The 19,620-nt window shown below is 57.0% G+C and carries 14 protein-coding genes; 4 read left to right on the forward strand and 10 right to left on the reverse strand.

Features of this window, described 5'->3' with window-relative positions; all coding sequences use genetic code 11:
• Positions 1-439 precede the first annotated feature (439 nt).
• The 9 genes from GFN93_RS17520 to GFN93_RS01070 form a co-directional block, all read right to left on the reverse strand.
• Complete coding sequence (locus tag GFN93_RS17520; protein WP_153498593.1) at positions 440-1,837, reverse strand: AgmX/PglI C-terminal domain-containing protein; 1,398 nt, start codon at positions 1,835-1,837, stop codon at positions 440-442.
• Positions 1,838-1,860: 23 nt separating this feature from the next.
• A complete protein-coding gene (locus GFN93_RS01035) occupies positions 1,861-2,343 on the reverse strand; it encodes an ExbD/TolR family protein (protein ID WP_208993706.1) in 483 nt (160 codons plus the stop codon).
• Complete coding sequence (locus tag GFN93_RS01040) at positions 2,340-2,834, reverse strand: ExbD/TolR family protein (RefSeq protein ID WP_153498594.1); 495 nt, start codon at positions 2,832-2,834, stop codon at positions 2,340-2,342. The genes GFN93_RS01035 and GFN93_RS01040 overlap by 4 nt, the downstream gene beginning before the upstream one ends.
• A gap of 10 nt (positions 2,835-2,844) precedes the next feature.
• The gene (locus GFN93_RS01045; protein WP_153498595.1) at positions 2,845-3,564 is read right to left on the reverse strand and encodes a MotA/TolQ/ExbB proton channel family protein; all 720 of its coding nucleotides are present in this window, start codon (positions 3,562-3,564) and stop codon (positions 2,845-2,847) included.
• Between the two features lie 100 nt (positions 3,565-3,664).
• Entirely contained in the window at positions 3,665-3,946 is a 282-nt protein-coding gene (locus tag GFN93_RS01050; protein ID WP_153498596.1) for a hypothetical protein, read from the reverse strand.
• A 15-nt stretch (positions 3,947-3,961) separates the two neighbouring features.
• Complete coding sequence (locus tag GFN93_RS01055) at positions 3,962-4,552, reverse strand: tetratricopeptide repeat protein (RefSeq protein WP_153498597.1); 591 nt, start codon at positions 4,550-4,552, stop codon at positions 3,962-3,964.
• Positions 4,549-8,157: a tetratricopeptide repeat protein gene (locus GFN93_RS01060; protein ID WP_153498598.1), complete on the reverse strand. Its 3,609-nt coding sequence runs from the start codon at positions 8,155-8,157 to the stop codon at positions 4,549-4,551. Before GFN93_RS01060 ends, GFN93_RS01055 begins: the two co-directional genes overlap by 4 nt.
• Positions 8,154-10,163 carry a coiled-coil domain-containing protein gene (locus tag GFN93_RS01065; RefSeq protein WP_153498599.1) on the reverse strand — a complete coding sequence of 670 codons (2,010 nt, stop codon included), beginning with the start codon at positions 10,161-10,163 and terminating at the stop codon, positions 8,154-8,156. Before GFN93_RS01065 ends, GFN93_RS01060 begins: the two co-directional genes overlap by 4 nt.
• 3 nt (positions 10,164-10,166) lie before the next feature.
• On the reverse strand, positions 10,167-10,673 hold the full coding sequence (locus tag GFN93_RS01070) for a hypothetical protein (protein WP_153498600.1): 507 nt from the start codon (positions 10,671-10,673) through the stop codon (positions 10,167-10,169).
• Positions 10,674-11,002: 329 nt separating this feature from the next.
• Between GFN93_RS01070 and GFN93_RS01075 the strand changes: the two genes are divergently transcribed.
• The 3 genes from GFN93_RS01075 to GFN93_RS01085 all read left to right on the forward strand — a co-directional run bounded on the left by GFN93_RS01075 (position 11,003) and on the right by GFN93_RS01085 (position 14,406).
• Positions 11,003-11,902 carry a YihY/virulence factor BrkB family protein gene (locus GFN93_RS01075; protein WP_153498601.1) on the forward strand — a complete coding sequence of 300 codons (900 nt, stop codon included), beginning with the start codon at positions 11,003-11,005 and terminating at the stop codon, positions 11,900-11,902.
• A gap of 78 nt (positions 11,903-11,980) precedes the next feature.
• Positions 11,981-13,204, forward strand: a complete 1,224-nt coding sequence (locus tag GFN93_RS01080; protein ID WP_153498602.1) for a lytic murein transglycosylase — start codon at positions 11,981-11,983, stop codon at positions 13,202-13,204.
• An 80-nt stretch (positions 13,205-13,284) separates the two neighbouring features.
• Positions 13,285-14,406 (forward strand): PQQ-dependent sugar dehydrogenase, encoded by a 1,122-nt coding sequence (locus GFN93_RS01085; RefSeq protein ID WP_153498603.1) that lies wholly within the window; start codon positions 13,285-13,287, stop codon positions 14,404-14,406.
• Between the two features lie 301 nt (positions 14,407-14,707).
• On the opposite strand, the gene GFN93_RS01090 is transcribed toward GFN93_RS01085, so the two are convergent.
• A complete protein-coding gene (locus GFN93_RS01090) occupies positions 14,708-17,461 on the reverse strand; it encodes a hypothetical protein (RefSeq protein WP_235901611.1) in 2,754 nt (917 codons plus the stop codon).
• Positions 17,462-17,653: 192 nt separating this feature from the next.
• On the opposite strand from GFN93_RS01090, the gene GFN93_RS01095 reads away from it, so the two are divergent.
• Complete coding sequence (locus GFN93_RS01095; protein ID WP_153498604.1) at positions 17,654-19,615, forward strand: CocE/NonD family hydrolase; 1,962 nt, start codon at positions 17,654-17,656, stop codon at positions 19,613-19,615.
• Positions 19,616-19,620: the final 5 nt, after the last annotated feature.

Raw genomic sequence — 19,620 nt, forward strand, 5'->3', positions numbered from 1 at the left:
GAGGAGACCAAGGCTGGGCTGACCGTGACCGGACGCTGCCGAAGTTCCCGCAGAGGGCTTCACAGATCGACTTGCAAAAAATTGCCCGAGACCGAAGGTTGAATGCTGGCTTGGCGACATTTCCCCATCCCTCAGCGGCCGTCTCAGGAAAAGCTCTTTCTTCAACGCGGCGCCCTTTTTAAAACTTTAGTGTTATTTTCGAACGGCAAAAAATGCCATTTGGACTCCCGAGTCTACGAAATTACTAGTACAAATACCGTGATACGACGCGCACTTTTTCAGGGGAAACAATCGTTTAGGCGGGTTTTCTCTAAAAAATGATAAGAAGTCTTTTGCACTGGATAAGCGGTATTCACGTCGCTAAATCAATAGCTTGGAGGCACAAAAAAGCCGGATCAGGGGAATGCCTGATCCGGCTTAGTGGCGTTATGCCTTCTGGCTAGCCTGCCGGCAGGAAGTCGATGGGGTAAAGAATCTTCGTCTGAGGCACCCCTTCCTTGGCACCAAAGTTAAACATCTTCACCCGCGCCACGATCTTCTGACCCAACGTCGGCGAGTCCAGATCGGTGGATTTCACCCTACAGGCTGACACAGAGCCGTCCGATTCGATGACCAGCTCCAGCACCATCTTGCCTCGCAAGCTTGGGTTGTTGCGCAGCTCCCGGTTATAGATGCGGTACAGCGCAGACTTGTAACGGTCGAAGACAATCTGGATCTCTTCATCCGTACGAGAAGGCCCGGCACCTTTGGTCAGTGGGCGCGCACTTTCTCTCACACTGGCCGCCACCGCACTCTGCACCTGCCCCGTAGAGAGACCGCTACCACTGATAGCGTTACCTCCACCACTGCCGACACCACCACGGCTAACCGAGCTGGCCGCTGCCACACCACCACTGCCGCCGGCGGATGCAGTAATCAGCGCCCGCGATCCAGCTGCACCATTGGCTGCTGCTGCGCCAGTCGCCCGGCTTCCCGAGATTTTCGCTTCCGCCCCCAGGTTGGAGGTCACGGAGTCGTCCATCAGGTCCGCAAACATGTCACTGTGAGCCAGGACACCCTTGGTAACGGCCGTTTCACGCGCCTTTTTGATCTCTTCAGGCTTGGGCGGCTCCTTCTTGGCCACTTTCGGCTCATCCGGCTTGGGCTCGTCTTCCTTCTTCTGTTGCGGCTCCGGCTTCTTCACCGGCTTGGGCTTCGCCTTCTCTTTCACCAGCTTGGCCAGTCGCTCAGGAATCTTGATTTCCCTGTCAGGATCCGGTGGTGGCAATTCCCAAATGGCAGGAATCCCGCCAATCAGGAACATCAATACCAGAGAGATCAACAGGGCCTTGCGCTGCCGCTTCCTGTCTTCTTCAGTCTTCGACCAGGGCAGCAAGCCCGCCACAAAGACCTTGTTGTCATCGGCATCACGCTCGATAACGAAATCGAACTTGGAGTTTTCGAGCTCTTCCGTCACTTCCGCCAGATGGAAGTTGAGCTCGTTCAGGTTACCCTGGTGCCAATCAATTTTTTCCTTCAGCGACCCCTGTGCTTCATCAAGCACCTTGAGCTCACTGTTGAACTGTTCGGCCACCTCGCGGGTACTCGCAATCTTCTGCTCGTGCTCCGCTTCAGATACCCCCTCGCCCCAAAAGAGAGACGCTGCGCCCATTTCATGCAGCTGGTCCAGTGATTCACAAATCACACCCAACAACTGAAACTTCTGGCGTTGCGGCGCCTTCTCCGTCAGTGCAGTCTCAACTTTTTGCAGCTCTTCCTGAAGGTCAGCCAGCGCCTGTTGCTCGCCTTCTACCTGCCCTATCAGGTCCTGCTGTCGCCGTGCTAATGATGTATTCACAGGATCTGCCAATCTGAAAATTATTATTTCTGATTAACCGCAAGCGAAATCTTGGTGTAACCGGCAGCAGTACATGACGCCATCACACGTTTCATGATGCTGTAGGGCACCTTGCGATCAGCCATGATCGTCACCTCGGTACTCTTGTCTTCTTCTTCCTCGGAACCGAGACCGATCGAGCTCTCACGGATCTCCACCATGCGCTCACGAATCGGATCAATAATGCCCTTGGATTCCAGCACTTCGGCCATGGAAATCACAGGCTCGCCTTTCACGATCACCTGATCACCATTCACCGTGACCACCAGGGTTTCCCGTGGCTTTGTCTCGACAATAGAATCCGGCAGCTTCACATCCTTGGGTGGCTCCAGTGGCGTATCCGACTGGTTAACCAGCAGGTAGAGCAGCAGGATGGTAAAAATATCCATCAGGGAGGTCAGGTTCAGGCCAGTGCCTGACTTGTTACCCATGCGCGCCAACCGGCGCATACGACGCTGGTTCTTCATGGCGCATCCCCTATGGAAATATCCGGGAACAACACTTCCGCTTCAGGAGGCGGAGCATCGCTATCACCTTCCTTTTTCGGCTTGTAGATTTTCACCGTATCCATCACCGCGATCATGTCGTTGTATTCAATGTCCGGCTCAAGGAGTACCGTCACGTCTTCCTTCTCCGGATGCTTTTCCTTCAGTCTGCGCAGCTCAGCGGTCAACCCGGCAAAGTCATACGCGCCGTCCTTGCTCGGAAAACGATCCGTGATAGCACGGCCATTACTGATTTCCAGGACGTCCTTGCGAATCATCACCTCAATGGTGACCTTGGGCTTGTCAGCAGCCGCACCACCTGAGCCAGAAGGCAGATTCAGCTCCTGAATTGACACCTGGGAAAACACCGCGGTCGCCAACAGAAAGGGAATCAGGACAACCATCAGGTTCATGAATGAGGTAACGTCCAGTTCCGCATCCGGCTGCTGCTTTTTATGTGTCTTGCGTGCCATGACTTACCACTCAGCTGGAGGCTTCGGCGGAGGTATCGCTCTCGTCTTCCGTCTTTTCTTCTTCCTTGTCTGCTTCATTAGAGGCAGGCGCTGCCTGGAAGCCACGACGGGAGAGGGTGCTGATCAGCTTGAGCGTTTTAACGGAAATCATTTCCAGGCTACCAACGATAGCAGCGGTCTTGGAGTTGACCATGTTGTAGCACACCAACAGCGGGATAGCGGCAATCAGACCAAATGCCGTGGTGTTCATCGCCATCGCAATGGAGTTGGACAGCAGCGCAGATTTTTCCGCCGGGTTGGCGTTGGCCACCGCCTCAAACGCGGAGATCAGACCGATAATGGTACCCAGCAGCCCGAGCAGCGTAGCCACGTTAGCGAACATGGAAATATAGACCGTGCGCGCTTCCAGCTGCGGGGTAATCTCCATCATCGCTTCTTCCATGGCGATCTCGATATCGTCACGACGGCGCACAGTGCCCTGCACTTCCAGGCCCATGGTCAATAGCTGCCCCACTGCTGAGGTGCTGGCTTCCACCATCTGTCGAGCCTTGTCAAACTCGCCCTTCTTGAGCAGCGGATAAATGTCGTCCCAGGTGCGCTTGTTGGCGCGCTCAAGAAGTTTGAGCTTGATAAAACGCTCAACGGCGAAGGCTCCACCGATAATCCCCACGATCAGGATCGGGTACATCCAGAAGCCGCCATCCTGGAAAAATTTAATTGCAACGTTCATGACTCACTCTTCCTCAGACCTTGATGGTTGATTGTTTTGCAAATTACCTGAAAACCCTGAACAACCTTTCTGTTTCCAGCAATACCCTCTGCTGAAACGGTTATTCCTGGCTCCCTTCCGTGCTTACCTGATAAAACTCCAGCTCGCGCATGAATACCGGCTTGTCCACCGGCACCATGTCCTCATTGAGCAAACTGGAGGTCAGATCTGTTTCCACGCCGATTTCGGAGGTTTTCCAGGGCACAATATACAGAGACTTTGGTGCATCATTATTGCCCATTACCGACATGCCCGAAATTTCCTTGGTCTCCTGCGCCTCTTCTGCGAGCAGCATGCCAGGCAAACAGCTCACCAGGAGGAACAGATAAACGAATTTTTTCATGATGCCTCCCTGTCGTTATTGTGTCCGCATTTCCAGATCCGAAATCCAGATTTTCACTTCGTCATCTTTCGGCTTGACTGCACTGTACGCCTGATAGGCATCCAGTGCGCATTGGTAATCCTTGATGTAGATATCACACAGCACACCAAGATTCTTGTTGGCGAGCGCAAACTCAGGATATTTTGTCAGGATTTTCTCGTATGTCTGCCTTGCCTCGACAAACTGTCCCTTTTTCCTGAGGAGCAGTGCATATTCATTGTTGGCCACGGGGTTGTTTGGCTCAATATCCAGGGCAGCCTGCAATTCTTCTTCGGCCTTGTCCATTTTTTCCAGTTTTTTATAGGCAATCGCCATATTGATACGTGGCACGGCACTGGCGTTATTTTGCGCTACCACCTTCTCAAGAAGATCAATTCCAGCCTGGTAGTTCTCCTGTTCCATCTGCACCATGGCAGCATTGAACAGCGCATTCTGCTCTTCATTGAGCACAATATTCTCCCCGGGCTGGGTTGTGGTTCCGGTGCTGGCGCAGCCACCAAGCAACAGGGACAGCGTTATGGCCAAAGTCACCAGCAACAGGGAACGGTGTTGATCTGCCTTTCTCATAGCGCGGACTCCTCCACCATTTCATTTTCTTCGGCTGCCTCAACGGACTCCGCAGACGCGTCTGCTGCCGCATCGCCGCTCTGGGCAACCGGCTCACTGACCGACTCCTCAGCGTCAGATGGTTCTTGTGCAGGCTCTTCGACAGCCTCATCGACAACTTGGTTAGCTGCCTGCGCGGCACCGTCTTCCGCTGCCTCAGCAACGTCCTCGATGACCTCGCTCTCCTGCATCGCGTCATCGCCGATCTGACTGTCTTCTGCCACAACCTCAGCCTCTTCGGCCACTATCTCGGCCTCAGTCTCAGCCTCTATTGCAGCTTCGGTTTCAACAGCAACGGGCTCGCCCAGATCCTGTACTTCCTCGACCGGCGTGTTGGCCGTCTCCTCCATCACTCCGTCATCAACTGGCTCAGCCTCCACGGCGGCCGCCTCTGTGTCCATGTCAGCCTCGCTCTCCATGGAATCGGCTTCGGCCATCGGCGTCTCCATAGGCACAGCCTGAATACCGTCCACCTCAAGCGCTGCGGCCGGGGCAGCCACTTCCGCGCCCGCTTCTGCAGCAGGAAGCACCGGCGCCACCGGCAACTGTGGACTCACCAGCGACTGGTAGCTGACATTGTTGACGGTGGCAACGAAGCCGCTGCTTTCCTCAAACTTGGCGTAACGCCCCGGCATCAACTTGGAGAGTTTGACAATACTCTTGTCCACCCAGACGTTGTAAACGCCCACATCGATGAGCCCCACATTCTTCTCGTGGATGTCGATGGATTTTTCTTCGAACGGATAAGACTGCTCATCCAGCAGGAATTCATACTGCTGCATTTCCAGTTCGCTCAGTCCGCTTGGGCGCTCTGAATTCAGTAACGAACGGCTAAAGTTGTAGTAAATCTCAGCGATGTAATACGTTGCCGCCGCGGTAACCTCGCCAATTTCATAGTTCACCAGGTTCCCAAAGGCCGCATTGGCTGCCTTCATGGCATCACGCTTGCGCGCCAGGCTGGACTGGAATGGCTGGGTCAGCTGCATGGCCGCAAAGTCGTCATACATCGGCTCGGTCAGAATCAGATGCGAGGTACCCGCCAGGTAACGCATACGATCTGAGCGATCCTCAGGTGCGGCCTGGTTATAGACATACACCATGGCATTCAGCTCGTTGTGATACCCGGAAGTGTCACCCCGCTTCTTGAGTACGCCGGCAATCGCATTATGCATTTCCATCACCGGCTCACGCGGTGCCGGGAAGTACTTGATAAAGCGACGACGCACTTCGATCGCCTTGTCGGTATTGTCGACTTCCATATAGAGATCGGCAGCCACCTTCAGGGCCTCGCGACGAATTGCCTCATCATCGCTTTCACTTTCGATGCGCTCGTATTCTGCCGCCGCCAGTTCCAGCTTGCCGTCTTCGCTGTAAACCTGAGCCAGCTTCTTGGTGACATCAGCCTGCAGCTCGTGACCCGGATAGTTGTTGCGGAACGCATTCAGCACACTGGCAGAACGGCCCCAGTCTTCCAGCTTGATCAGCGCGGTCGCTGCATCGTAATCCGCGGAAGGGCGAAGCTTGGATTGTGGCGCTGCCTGCCCCACACGCAGGAAGTGCTCAGCCGCTACCAGGAACTCACCCTGCTCATTAGCCTGCTCGCCCTGCTTGTAGATAGAGGCGGCCAGGTTTTCCACCAGCTCCTTGCGAGTCGGGTCTTCCGGCGCCGTCAAGTTGAGCACGTTCTGGTAAGCGGCTTCCGCATCGGCAAACTGCTTCAACTCAAACGAGGAGTGCGCAACGATCAACCAGCCAGAACGACGCTCTTCCTGCGGCGCCTGCGGGAACATCTCCAGCATCTTTCGACCGGTAGTGACCGCAAAGCCGTAATCCTTCATGGCGAAGATATCTTCCAGCGCAGCGTTCATGACCAGCGACGCTTTTTCATGCTGCGGGAAGGCCTCAGAGAACCGCAGTGAACTGCGAATCACATCGCGCTTAACCGGGTCTTTCTGTTCTTCAGCCGTGACTTCCAGATTTTTACGATGGGTATACACCGCCGCGTAACCGGCAGCGGACGCCTTCTCATGGGCCGGGTAGTCATACGCGGTACGCTCATATTCCAGCGCGGCCTCATGATAGGACTTGTTCTCCAGCAACAGGTCGGCCAGCTGATAGTTCATCACCGGCGCCTGAGTATCTTTCGGGAAGGAATCCAGGAACTCGTGGTACCAGTGCTGTGCTTCCACAAAGTTGTCGGCACGCTGCTTCACGAAATCCTTGTTCTGGTACATGGCGTGGTAATAGTTCGCCAATTCTGTGAGCGTGGATTTCAGCAGCGCCAGTACGTCGGGGTAGGAATCCACCTCGAAGTGCTGCCAATATCTGGATTTCAGACCATAGCTGGTCGCGAATTCCTTGTTGGCCTCGATGACCAGCTTGGGGAAGCCCCCCTTCTTGTAGATCTCGATAACGCGCATATCAAAGTGCGGCGCCACCTTGTGGTAAGGGTTCAGCTCAACGAAGGTCTTGTAGGACGATGCGGCATCCGCATAGCGACGCTTTTCCAGATAGTGCTCGCCCAGGTTCCGGTAGATGTCCACCTCATAGCTGCGCTCACCATGCTTCTCAAAGTATTCCACCACGGAATCCGGCCCACCCATGGCCGAGAAGCTCAGACTGATCACACGGAAGGTATCGTCGATACGCTTCTGCTCAATGTCATCATCCGGGTTATCAAAGTCGTAGCCGATGTTGATCTTGTGATCGAGCAGGGCCACGAACTGATTCATGGCCTCTTCCAGCATATCCTGCTTATAGAAAGTCCAGCCGAGCTTGTAGAGGGATAACTCGTAGTAAAAAGAGCTTGGCCCCATATTGACGATGGCCAGGTAGGCATTTTCTGCCTCCAGGTATTTTTTGCGGGTGAAGTAATATTCACCACGACGGAACTGGACTTCATCAATGTAGGACGAGTTCGGGTATTCCGCAGCAATGCGGTTCATGACTTCGATGGCCTCATCCACACGACCCAGTTCTTCATAGGCACGGGTCATCTGATAAAGCACCTGGTCATTGCGCTCGTACATCGGGTACTTCTCAAGCAACTGCTTGTAGAGCCCAATCGCTTCTTCCGCGCTCTGGTTTTCCAGACCATCCGCCACCTGATCGCCGGTGGCATTGGTGGGCAGGTCTGTCTGGGTAGCCCGGCTTTCGAAGTCCGACTCAGACTCCTTGTCGCCTACCATTGCCATGCCAGACCCGGCAGCCGCCGTCGGCGCCTGCAGTGCAGATTTTTCTGGTGCGTCCATGGGCGCCGCAGAAGCCGCCCCGGTCACCGGTGCCGTCACACCCACCCCCGGGCTCTCGAAGGTGCCGTATTCCCGCTCGATCTTGAGGTCCGCGAGACGACGGATCGCTTCCGGGGTCATGGCCGATTCCGGCGTTTCTTCCAGGAAGTTCTGGTAACCCTGCATGGCCTTTTCGATGCCGCCTTCAATCACCTCATCGGAGAGATCCAGCTTCACATTACGCAATTCGGCCAGGGTGCCCTTCTCCGATACGGAGGCACAGGAAGCCAGCATGACCGAGGCGGCCAGCAAACCGACAAAACGGGATGGCATCATTGTGCTTCGCCCTCCACGTCCACGGGTTTCTCATCCGTTTGCTCTTCGGCTTCAGCCTCAGACGGTTCGTCAGAAGAGGTGTCGGCTTCCTTATTCGCCTCAATGGCTTTCATCATTTTTTGCTGCGCCGCGTCCTGCTGCGCCTTCACAGCCCGGTCATAGCTTTCTGCCATCGCGAAGCGAGCCTGAATCTGATACTGATCAATACGATCACGGCGCTGCTGCAGTTCGTTGATAGCCAGCTTCTCCAGCATATGACCCACCCCGTTCATGAGGTGCGCTACGGTCTTGTTGGCACGGTCGATCTTGGCCCGAGCCCTGACAATCTGATCTTCGTAACCCTGATAACTCTGCGTGGCTGCCTGGCGGGTTCGCACGTAGGAGGCATAGATGGTCTCCATCCGCTGCACGTCCGCCTCCAGCTCCTGGAGATGCTCAAAGGCTTCGGTCAAACGATCCTGGTAATCCAGACTCACATCCCAGCGCAGCACGCCCCGCAAGCGGGCAATGCGCCGACGAGCTTCTTCACCGGAAGGCGTGTCGTCATTGCGGTACTGCTCTTCGAGCTGATCGAGCTGCATGGACACAATGCGCTCATCGGCGGTGACCAGCATTTCGGGTTGAGGCGCCACCAGCAACCGCTCCAGGCGGCTCTTGATGCTGTCGCGCTGCTCCATCCGCAGCAAAATCCGCGAGTCCAGCTCGCGGAAACGGGCATCAATCCCTGGCAGCAGCGGCTCGTAATAACGGCGACGCATTTCGATCATATCTTCGTAAGCATCCAGATTATCGACCCAGGCGATCATGCGACGGCGCATATCTTCCAGATCCAGGTAGTTTTTCAACAACACCTGAAAGTCGTTGGACGCCATCAGATCCATCAGATAGAAGGTTTCCGGGGTCTCTGGCAACTCACGCAAACGAATCAACCAGTTACTGTCCAGTTTGATTTCTTCACGCACCATGGCCTTGAAGAAATTGCCATTACGGATACTTTCGATGGAATCGTTAAGACGGGTTTTCTCGACACTGAACGCATCCAGCGCACTGCCATACAACAGAGCCGCGCGGCCATGCATCTCCAGATTGGCATAGGCATAGGGCACACCCAGCAAACTTTCCTGTACGGCTTTGTTGGTGGGGTTGCGTTTGAAAAGAATGGTCCAGGGCACCAGAGCACGATCAAAACGCTGCGCCGCCACATCGGACCAACCGGATCCCAGCAGCGCCTTGTTGGAGAAGGGCCCCTCCAGTCGCACCCGGTCCAGATACTGCTTGGCCTCTTCCGGTTGCTCGGCCTCCAGCAGTCGATAACCCAGCACCAGATTCGCCTTGTCGCGAATGCCCAGTGAAGGCTCGTCTTTCTTGCTGACCTGAATCTGGCCAGTCTTGTCCAGCTGCGCCAGACCCTTCTTCTCTTCGCCGGACAGAATCAGGGCAATACCGCGGTTGTAGCCGGCAAAGCCTTCATAGCCCGGCTCTTTTTCCAGCTTTTCCAGAATATCAATGGCTTCGCTGAAGCGGCCATTCACTGTGTAGATCTGGGCGCGCAACAGACGTTCATCATTACGCACGCTTTCCGGCACGGTGCCTTCGATGCGGTCGATGGTGTGTATCGCATTCAGTTTCTCACCCTTTTCATAAAAAATCCGGGCAAGTCGATAAGCCGCTTCGTTCTTGATCTGTTGATCCACATCGCCTTCGAGCACCGCCTGGATAGCGCGGCCCGCTTTACGATGCATGCGGTAGGAAAGTTCAAAATCGCCGACGGAGAATTCCGCGTAATTGGAATCAATGTGCAATGGATCGAGCATCCGCTCATCCACTCGGTAGTACTGCTCCAGCTCCGCATCCAGCCGGGAGATAGCGTCAAAGTACAACCCTTGCTGGGCATAATAGAACGCTTCCCCCAGGAACAGGTCCCGCGGCTGCTGATCGGAAGTGTCTTCAGCCCAGGCCGGCACCATGGCGCACAGCCCGAACAGCACAATGTGTCGGAAGGCCATGAATTACCGGTCTTTGAAGTTAATGGTGTTGCCCGATTCGAACAGGGTGATCTCTACCAGGCTGGGACCCTGTGCCTTGTTAAAGGTATGGGTCGCGGTTTCCTGAAAATCCTTACCGGATACGGTCACTTCCAGCTTGTGCTGGCCCGCACGGACATTGCCGGTGTAGATACGCTGAACACCGCCGGTTTGCAGCGCTTCCAGCTCCTTATGGGTATAAACGTGATGCATGACATCCTCGCCATCCACACGGATGTCCACGGAGTCCACACGCTTGCCCTGATCCCCGGCCATGGAGACAAAGACGGATACCTGGGTATTGGAAGGGTAAATCAGCTTTTCTTCCAGCTGCAAAAGCTCAGTCGAAATGGCCAACACATCCTGCTTGATGTCCTGAACCTGCTCGTCCAGCCCCTTGATCTTGTCGCGAGAAACGCCCTCGGCAGCCGTCGCCAGCTGCGCCAGCACCAGCATCATTGCCAGTGCAATGCCCTTCATTACTTCAAACATATCGACCCCGGGGCGAGCCCCTTCCAGAATTCTTTTAGCACATCTGACCATGCCCGGATCGTCAAATCCTCCGACTGGTCCTCATTTTTGTAAGTTGAAAGGATTATTTTTTGAGAAATAACAAGTACCTAGCTGACAACCTTAAAGCATGATATTCAAATGAAACATATTGAATAGAAGGAGAGAATCAAAGCCCGTTCCACCCCGCCATGACTACCGTTCATAGGTCTGCACCGCCATTTTTGTGATCTACATCACGCGGCGAACACCCCCTCCCCAGCCCCCGAAAAATCCGGCACACTGCCCCCAACACGGAAATTCGAGGCAGTATGAATACCCACCTCAGCAATGGACTGAACATTATCAAACGCGCGGGACGCCTGTGGCTGGACAGCAATGCTGGCAGTTACGCCGGCTCCCTGGCCTTTTTTACCCTGTTTTCCCTGGCTCCGGTGATTATTCTCGCGGTGAAGGTGATCTCCCTGGTGATGACCAGTGATGCCGCCCTTGCCCAGATCCTTTCGCAGCTGGAACATACCGTAGGCCCCGCCGCCACGGAAGAAATTCGTAATCTGATTGCCAAGACCCAGGCCCCGAGCCGGGGCATGCTGGCAGGCTCACTGAGCTTGCTGGTCATCATCGTTGGTGCCACCACCGTCTTCGCCCAGATGCAGCGCTCCATGAATACCATCTGGGATGTGGCCCCACGCCCCTCCCGCAACACCATTCTTGCCCTGATCAAGAGTCGCCTGCTGTCGCTGACGGTGGTCATCTCACTGGGGTTCGTGCTGCTGGTATCGTTGCTGCTGAATGTGTTGGTACATACATTGATGGCCTACGCTCAGGACTGGATTCCTTTCAGCGGCAGCCTGGCCGTCACCATGGAGATCCTGGTATCGCTCACGGTGATCACCTTGCTGTTCGCCACCATGTTCCGGGTGCTGCCCGATGTGGTGTTGCGATGGAATGACGTACTGATCGCCGCCCTGATAACAGCCGTGCTGTTTTCCATCGGCCGCGCCCTGATTGCCCTCTATCTCACCTATACCGCCACCGCCTCCTCCTACGGTGCGGCCGGCTCTCTGGTCGTGCTGCTAATGTGGGTTTATTACTCCTCGATGATCCTGCTGTTCGGCGCCGCGCTGGCCAGGGCCATCTGCGAACATCGCAATGTGATAGTGCGCCCCCGCAGTACAGCCATTCGCGTACGCCGAGAACTGGTTCACTGAGTTTTTTACAGCCCTGCCCGATCTGGGCAGGTATCCTTGGCGTTTACCCGTTCCACCCACCCTGCTGCCGGAGAGTGCATGTCCGCTGTACGCCTGCTTCCCCTTGTTGTTCCCGCCCTGCTACTGGCCCAGCCTTCGTTTGCTGAAGACACCGAGGCCACGCTCACTGAGGAGGCATTCCGTGAGTGCGTTACCACGCTGGAAGCCGATGCCATCAGCATTGGCTTGCCGGAAAAAACCGTCAGAACAAGCCTGGCCGGGGTGAGCCTCAATCAAAAAGTGATTGAGCTGGATCGCAGCCAGCCGGAATTCACCAGCAGTTTTGCCGACTACTACACCCGCCGGGTCAGCGACACCCGTGTCAAAACGGGTCGCGAACGTTACCAGGAGCTGCAGCCGCTGCTGCGCGAGCTGACCCGCGAGTACGGCGTTCCAGGTCACTACCTGGTGGCATTCTGGGGGCTGGAAACCAATTACGGCGGCTACCTGGGCTACATTCCCACCCTGGACGCCCTGGCCACCCTGGCCTGTGAAGGCCGTCGCGGCGAGTACTTCAAGGGCGAACTGTTCAATGCCCTGCGCATTGTCGATGCGGGCGATGCCCGCGCCGACACCATGAAAGGTTCCTGGGCCGGAGCCATGGGCCAAACCCAGTTCATGCCCGCGATCTTCCTGCGCTACGCCACCGACCACGACAAAGATGGCCGCCGGGATCTATGGGGCAGCCGGGAGGATGCACTGGCATCCGCAGCCAACTTCCTGCGAGATCTGGGCTGGGAGAAGGAACAGCGCTGGGGCCGGGAGATTTCCCTGCCCGACAACTTCGATTACTCACTGACCGGCCTGGGCGGCAAACGCAGCCTGGCGGAATGGGCCAGACTGGGCGTGACGATGCCCAATGGCAGTCCGCTGCCAAACGCTGAGATGCAAGCCGCCGTGATTGTTCCCTCCGGACACAACGGGCCCGCCTTCCTCGCCTACCAGAACTTCCGCGTGATCATGGGCTGGAACCGCTCCGTTGCCTACGCACTGGCGGTGGGACGTCTGGCCGACCGCATTGCCGGCGCTGGCGAATTGAGTGTGGCGCCGGTTCCGGCGCCGCGGCTGAATCGGGAACAGGTCATGGCGGTTCAGCGTACACTGAACACCCAGGGCCACGATGCAGGCCCCGAAGACGGCCTCATGGGCCCCGGCACCCGCAAAGCCATTGCCCGCTATCAGCAAGCCAACGGCATGGTGCCGGACGGCTTCCCTGACGCCGAGGTACTGAAAGCGCTGGGCGTGCTCGATACCGGCGAATAGCGCCATCGGCCACGGGCAGCGGGTGCACCTGACCCACTGTCCGTGGCATGCTCTTGGTTCGTCTCAACCGGAGCGACCCCATGCGCCCTGTTCTTGCCACTCTTCTGGGCAGTCTTACCCTCACCGCCTGCGCCGACCACAGCGCGTCGCTGCAACCCAGTACCGATAACACCATCACCGCCAGCGAAATCAGCAGTGGACTCCATCATCCCTGGTCCCTCGCCTTTGTCACAGACAAGGAGTGGCTGGTCACCGAGCGACGCGGCACGCTGCGACGACTGGTGGATGGCAAGTTACAGGGCCCACCAATCAGTGGTGTGCCCGAGGTCGCTGCGGTCGGCCAGGGCGGCCTGCTCGACATGGCCCTGCATCCGGACTTCGCCAACAACCAGCGCCTTTACCTGAGTTACAGCAAACCCTGTGGCGAGGACGGAGGCACCACCGCTGTGGGCTATGGCCTCTACCAGCAGGGCAGCCTCAATGACTTTCGGGATGTCTACGTGGCCGAGAAATCCTGTACCCGAACCGCCAAACATTTCGGTGGCAGAATCCTGTTTGATGATGCCGGCCACCTGTTCCTGACCATTGGCGATCGCGGCCAGCGTGAGCGCGCCCAGGACACCAGTGATCCGGCAGGCAGTGTGCTGCGCCTGCACGATGACGGCCGTATTCCACAAGACAACCCACTGACAGACCAGGCTGGCAAGGCCGCTGAAATCTGGAGCTGGGGACACCGTAATCCCCAGGGCCTCGCACTGCACCCGCAAACCGGCAAACCCTGGCTCAACGAACACGGCCCTCGCGGCGGCGATGAAATCAATGCGATAGAACCGGGCATCAATTACGGCTGGCCGGTGATCACCTATGGCCGCGAGTACTATGGCCCCAGCATTGGCGACACCGAAAAGAAAGGCTATGCCCAGCCGCTGCTGCACTGGACCCCCTCGATTGCGCCTTCCGGCATGGCGTTCATTACCAGCAACCGCTATCCGGGCTGGGAAGGAGATGCAGTGAACGGCGCGTTGAAGCTCGCCCACCTGAACAAGGTAACGTTCAATGGCCTCACACCCACCGGCGAGGTGCGCCTGCTACTTGAGCGCGAAGAACGCATCCGCGACGTGCGCCAGGGGCCCGACGGCTACCTCTACCTGCTCACCGACAGCAGCAACGGGAAACTGCTCAGGCTGGAGCCTGCGCAATAGGCTGCGCCGCCCTGATGGCATCACACCTGGCGGGGGGGGTTGGGCATAAGGAAAGCGAGTTTCGAGTTTCGAGTTTCGAGTTTCGAGTTTCGAGTTTCGAGTTTCGAGTTTCGAAGAGCAAAACCCGTTACAGCTGAAGGCCAAAGGTTTTTTTTAAAGCTTTTGATTTTCGCAACTCGAAACTCGTACCTCGCAAGCCCTCTCCCTCATAACCGCCCCCCCTCTTTAGGAGCCAAGCGAGCCCGATCGAAGGAACAATATTGTTCGTGAGGACCGGTTGCGGGTTCTGACACGCTTCTAATCAGAACCCCACCGACGTCACCAGCTGGACACTGTGCGTGCTGGTAATCAGGTCATCGTCCGTGTAGGCATATTCGAATGCCACGCGCAGCGGGGCGCGATGAGCCAGCAACAGCTCGGCATCGAGGCCGACAATAGCCTGATTGAGTGCCAGATCAGTGAACCCGAAATCCAGGTCATAACGACGATAGCGCAAATGCAGGGCCTCTCTCCGTAACGACACGGGCAACGAGAACGAGTACCAGGGCAGGTTCACCACCTTGGACACACTGGCCTCAGCAAAGGTGACCGCTTGCGCATACACCGTACCTTCCAGCGCCGGAATCACCACACGGGATGGATCGTTGGCGATGAAGTCCTGTGCTTCATCCAGCTCAACCCCGCGACGCTCAAACTGGCTGATGGTCGCTTCACTACGTGAATACTGCCCTCGGGCGCCCAGGTAAAACTCGGCCGGAAGATCCGTCATCAGGCTCAGGGTGCCGCCATAACTGACATCCCCGCGATCCTCCACCTGATAGCCACTCACCCCGAAGTGCTTGCTGGGCAGATAGGCATTGCCATACCAGGTGGTGCGATTCAGGTTCCACTGTGCCGCCAGTGGCTCTCGCTCATCCAGTTGATAGTCCTGATACCAGGTCCCGGCCAGCTCACTAAACCAGTAACCGGACTGCAGAAACGGCAAACGCAGCTCCGCACTCAAGCCATGATTGCGTGCCTCTTGGGGTGGGGTTTGCCGATCGAGCTGGTCATCCAGCACCCAGTACTGCCGTACACCGCCGATCAGGAAAAACTGGTTGTTGCTGTATCCCATGCCAGCCAATCGGGTCAGGTCATCATCTCGATAACTGAACAGGGAAACCTCATTCTGTTGCAGAGGATCTGCAAAGCGCATGTTCACGCTGTACAGGGTATGCACATCGCTCTCGTCCTCCGCTGTGTTTTCATTGTCCTCATCCTCAAGCCAGGCCAGAGACAAGTCCGTGCCGCTGTAACGCAGTGCGGTCCAGGAATGATAGGGGCGGTCCAGCATCAGGCTTTGCGATTCACTTTCTGCCGTCAGATCATCGCCGGCGCCAGCAGGGGTATCCCAACGCAACTGGCGAACGAAGGGCTCACCAGGCCGTGGTTGCAGTTGGCGCAGGTAATATCCGTAGTGATCCGCCTGAATCGCCACTGCCAGTACTTGCTCATCGTCCAGCAGACGCGCGGCCACAATATCGTCCTCCGCCAGCACCCGGTCGACCTGCCCCCTGAGATCAACTCGATACAACGCAGAGCCGTGCTCGCTGTTCGCCACGAACAACACTCGTCCCTGACTATCCACATCCGCGATGACCCCGTAGTAACCTGAGTACTGGTACAGCCGGGTGCGATTGCGATACAGGCTGCGCTGTGAGCCGTCCTGCACAAAGTAGTAAAGATCATTGCCCCGCACTTCCACCGACGAATTGACCTGGCCGTAGAAGTGATCGCCCACGAAAAGCTGCGGCTGGTCGTAGGAACTGGCCACGTCGAAATACACCGGCTCGCCGTCCGCGGTGTAACCCTGAATCACCTGTCCCCGTGTCTGGCGATTCAGGTGCGCCCCCTCACTGTAAAGCCCCTGATAAATCCGCCAGGGCGTGCTGTAGGCACTGGCCATGGACCAGGTCTCGCCGTCATGACGAAAAAGCTCGCCGGCCCGGAACGTTGAGCGCTGCCGTTTCAGCTCGGCACTTTCCCGGTCCATCGTCACATGCACGGGTGCACGCACATCCTGCGGGCTGACCAGGAAAAAGAGCTCGCGCTCATCACTGTTGAGGGCATTGAAATGCTGCGAGGTGAGCAGCGGCTCGCCCACACTCATCCGCGCCTGCTGCGCCTGGCGGGTTTCATGCTTTACCCAGTCGTCAAAGGTCCTGTCAAAACTGTTGCCGATGGCCGACCGCAGCGGTGCATTGGTAACGAAGGGCACATACCAGTACCGTGAGCGTTCCTTGAAATAACGGTTGGTGGCATCCAGTCCGTACTGATTCGCCAGAAAATATTGGTAATGGCTACCCAGTACATAACTGCTTTCGCCATAGGGAAAATAGAGGGTCTGGTTGTAGGCCCGCTCCGGCGTCAGGTAGCCAGCACTCGCCTGGGCATGTACCAGCGCATCAAACCGGCCGCTGTAAAGACGGCCGCCATTGCCATGGCGGGATTCATTCAACACCGCATTCCCTTCCAGCATGAACGATGACTCAAAGGCGTTGGGCAGAGTCGCGGGAAAAAACGGTGTCATCAGCATGCCATTGCCCAGTACCGTATGCAGGGAGCGCGATACCGGGTTGTCCTTGGCATTGACCTGGTAGTTGTGAGCCGTTTCGTGGAACAGCAAGGTATCGAGCCAGGACGTGGTCGAAAAATAATCCACGGCAGCAGCCCCACCCGCATAGTTGATCTGGCGGTTCAACGGATACTGGGTGGAAAACCCGTTGGCCAACTGGTTGTTGTCTGAGATCAACCCCACATACAGGGTGGAATCCAGCGGGAAGCCAAAACTCGCCTCGTAGGCCGCCTGCAGATGCGGCGCCATACCCGCCGCATGTTCCGCAAAGACCCGGTTTTTCTCGGTAAAAATCAGTTCCGTAGCGCCAGCTCCGGCCTTGTAGTACGCCTCGTCATGGGGCACCACCGTGGGATTGCGCTGCACAAGGGTTTCGCCATGCACCGTTGTTGCACTCAGCAACCCTGCCAGTCCCATCCCCAGGCAGCCCTTTATTTCCATTCCCTTCGCCCCTTCCTCAACCCGGAGTTACCCACAGCCTGCACGACACTATTACACATGCTCACAGAGTTCACTGTTCAGAAAAGCTCGCACCACTGCATAGCAACAGCGTTGCATGTTCACATTATTTACCCTCGGCAACTCTTGTCCGCATTGCGTTGCCCGCATCAAACAATAATTCCGAGGCCAACCATGTTTCTGCTACACCCGGTGCGTTACCCCTCTTTGTCAGCCGGTGTGCTGACGTTGTCCCTGCTTATGACTGCCTGCGGTGGTGGTGGCAGCAGCCCGACGCCAGTAGATGACAGCCAAACCGTAAGCCCACCTCCTGCGCCCAATGTCAGCGAGCCCGAACCCGAACCGGAAACGCCGACACAGAAAACTGTCAACCTGACCTGGCCGGAGGCGTACCAGCGTGAAGATGACTACCCCGGCAGCGTTAGCTTGCCACAACAGCTGATCACTCTGCGTGATGGCATTCGTCTTGCCGCCACAGTCACCCTGCCCGCAGATGAAGACGGCAATGCCATCGCGGGTCAATTCCCCGTTATCGCAACCTTTACGGGCTACAACCAGTACTACTCGGGGATGGCTCTTTCCGACAATGCGCTGGTGCAGAAAGGCTATGCCTATATCACTGTAGACATGCGCGGCACCGGCGCCTCCGAAGGCAGCTGGCAGGCATTCAGCCAGATCGACCATGACGATATTGCAGAGCTGGTGAACTACATCAAGGCACAGCCCTGGAGCAACGGCACCATCGGCATGAACGGCGCCTCCTACATGGGCATTACCGGCCTGCTGGCCGGCGCCACCGGCGACCCGGCGGTGAAAGCGATCTTTGCCATCGTACCCATGGCCGATGCCTACCGTGACGTGGTGTTTGGCGGCGGCCAGGCCAATGCCGGCTTCATTCCCCTGTGGGTCACGCTGGTGACCGGCCTGAGTCTGCTCCCCACCCCGGTGGGCTTTGACAACAGCGACCCTGGCTACACACTGACCACCCTGCTGCAGCACCTGCAGGGCGCCCTGACAGAATTTCAGGCTCCTGTTGTCGCAGGGGCTTTGATAGGCAACGAAAACAAGTTCGACACCCCGTTCTGGCGAATCCGCTCTCCCATTGAGAAAGTAGCGCAGATCACCGCACCGACCTTTGTGGTCGGCGGTCTGCACGACATCTTCCAGCGTGGCGAACCCCTGATCTACGAAGGCCTGAAAGACCATACTAACGCCAAGCTGTTGATTGGCCCCTGGACCCATGTGGATGGGTCCTCCGGTGCCAACCTGCCCGCCGACGGCGTACCAGATCTGGCCAGCATCCGCCTGGCCTGGTTTGATCACTACCTCAAGGGCATGGACACCGGTGCCGAGAGTTATCCGCCGGTGACTCAATACTACAAGGGCGCCGAGCGATATATCACGGCTGCCGACTGGCCCCACCCGGACGCCCACGCGGAAACCTTTTATCTGCATGGCAAACCACTGCTACCCCAACTGGGCTCCATCACCCGGCAGCCCCCTGCCGCCCGCTACCAGACCAGCCTGCTGCAAACCCCCATCAACGGCCTGTGCTCCGCCAGCGCCAGCCAGTGGACCGCCGGACTGCTTGGCCTGATAACGCCCCCCTGCGCCGAGCAAGACAACGTGGTCAATCTGCTGGAAGCGGTCTACACCAGCGAACCACTGGCCGAAGCCATGGCCATCAATGGCCCGATTACCGGCCAGATCTGGGCGTCCACCACCGCCTTCGATACCAATGTGACAGTGCGGGTCAGTATCGTGGATGAAAATGGCTTGGCCCGTCCGCTGACCCATGGCATCCAAATGGCCTCCATGAGTGCCAACGAGCCTGAGCGAGCCCGTTACATGGATGACAAACTGGTCCAGCCCTGGCATCCCTTCAGCGCCGAATCACAGCGAAGCATTATGCCGTTCGAGCCTTTTCAGGCCGACGTGGAAGTGCTCTCGACCAGCGCAGTGATTGCGGCCGGGGAGCGTCTGCGGATCAGTGTAGGTGCCAGCGATTTGCCCCATGGCATCAGCCCGTTACCGGATCTTCTGGCCAGCCTGCTGGGGGCCTTGACGATTTACAGCGCCCCGGAGATGCCCTCGCGGGTCAATATTCCGCTGGTACCGGTGGAGTCACTGCAATAGAAAGA

Source organism: Alcanivorax sediminis (genome assembly GCF_009601165.1).
Taxonomy (GTDB): domain Bacteria; phylum Pseudomonadota; class Gammaproteobacteria; order Pseudomonadales; family Alcanivoracaceae; genus Alcanivorax; species Alcanivorax sediminis.

Bases quoted from the DNA above. Each gene is read 5' to 3' on its own strand.
- GFN93_RS01040 (WP_153498594.1), bottom strand. From the start codon at position 2,834: ATGGCACGCAAGACACATAAAAAGCAGCAGCCGGATGCGGAACTGGAC.
- GFN93_RS01055 (WP_153498597.1), bottom strand. From the start codon at position 4,552: ATGAGAAAGGCAGATCAACACCGTTCCCTGTTGCTGGTGACTTTGGCC.
- GFN93_RS01035 (WP_208993706.1), bottom strand. From the start codon at position 2,343: ATGAAGAACCAGCGTCGTATGCGCCGGTTGGCGCGCATGGGTAACAAG.
- GFN93_RS01075 (WP_153498601.1), top strand. From the start codon at position 11,003: ATGAATACCCACCTCAGCAATGGACTGAACATTATCAAACGCGCGGGA.
- GFN93_RS01095 (WP_153498604.1), top strand. From the start codon at position 17,654: ATGTTTCTGCTACACCCGGTGCGTTACCCCTCTTTGTCAGCCGGTGTG.
- GFN93_RS01065 (WP_153498599.1), bottom strand. From the start codon at position 10,163: ATGGCCTTCCGACACATTGTGCTGTTCGGGCTGTGCGCCATGGTGCCG.
- GFN93_RS01070 (WP_153498600.1), bottom strand. From the start codon at position 10,673: ATGTTTGAAGTAATGAAGGGCATTGCACTGGCAATGATGCTGGTGCTG.
- GFN93_RS01090 (WP_235901611.1), bottom strand. From the start codon at position 17,461: ATGGAAATAAAGGGCTGCCTGGGGATGGGACTGGCAGGGTTGCTGAGT.
- GFN93_RS01080 (WP_153498602.1), top strand. From the start codon at position 11,981: ATGTCCGCTGTACGCCTGCTTCCCCTTGTTGTTCCCGCCCTGCTACTG.
- GFN93_RS01060 (WP_153498598.1), bottom strand. From the start codon at position 8,157: ATGATGCCATCCCGTTTTGTCGGTTTGCTGGCCGCCTCGGTCATGCTG.
- GFN93_RS01045 (WP_153498595.1), bottom strand. From the start codon at position 3,564: ATGAACGTTGCAATTAAATTTTTCCAGGATGGCGGCTTCTGGATGTAC.
- GFN93_RS01050 (WP_153498596.1), bottom strand. From the start codon at position 3,946: ATGAAAAAATTCGTTTATCTGTTCCTCCTGGTGAGCTGTTTGCCTGGC.
- GFN93_RS01085 (WP_153498603.1), top strand. From the start codon at position 13,285: ATGCGCCCTGTTCTTGCCACTCTTCTGGGCAGTCTTACCCTCACCGCC.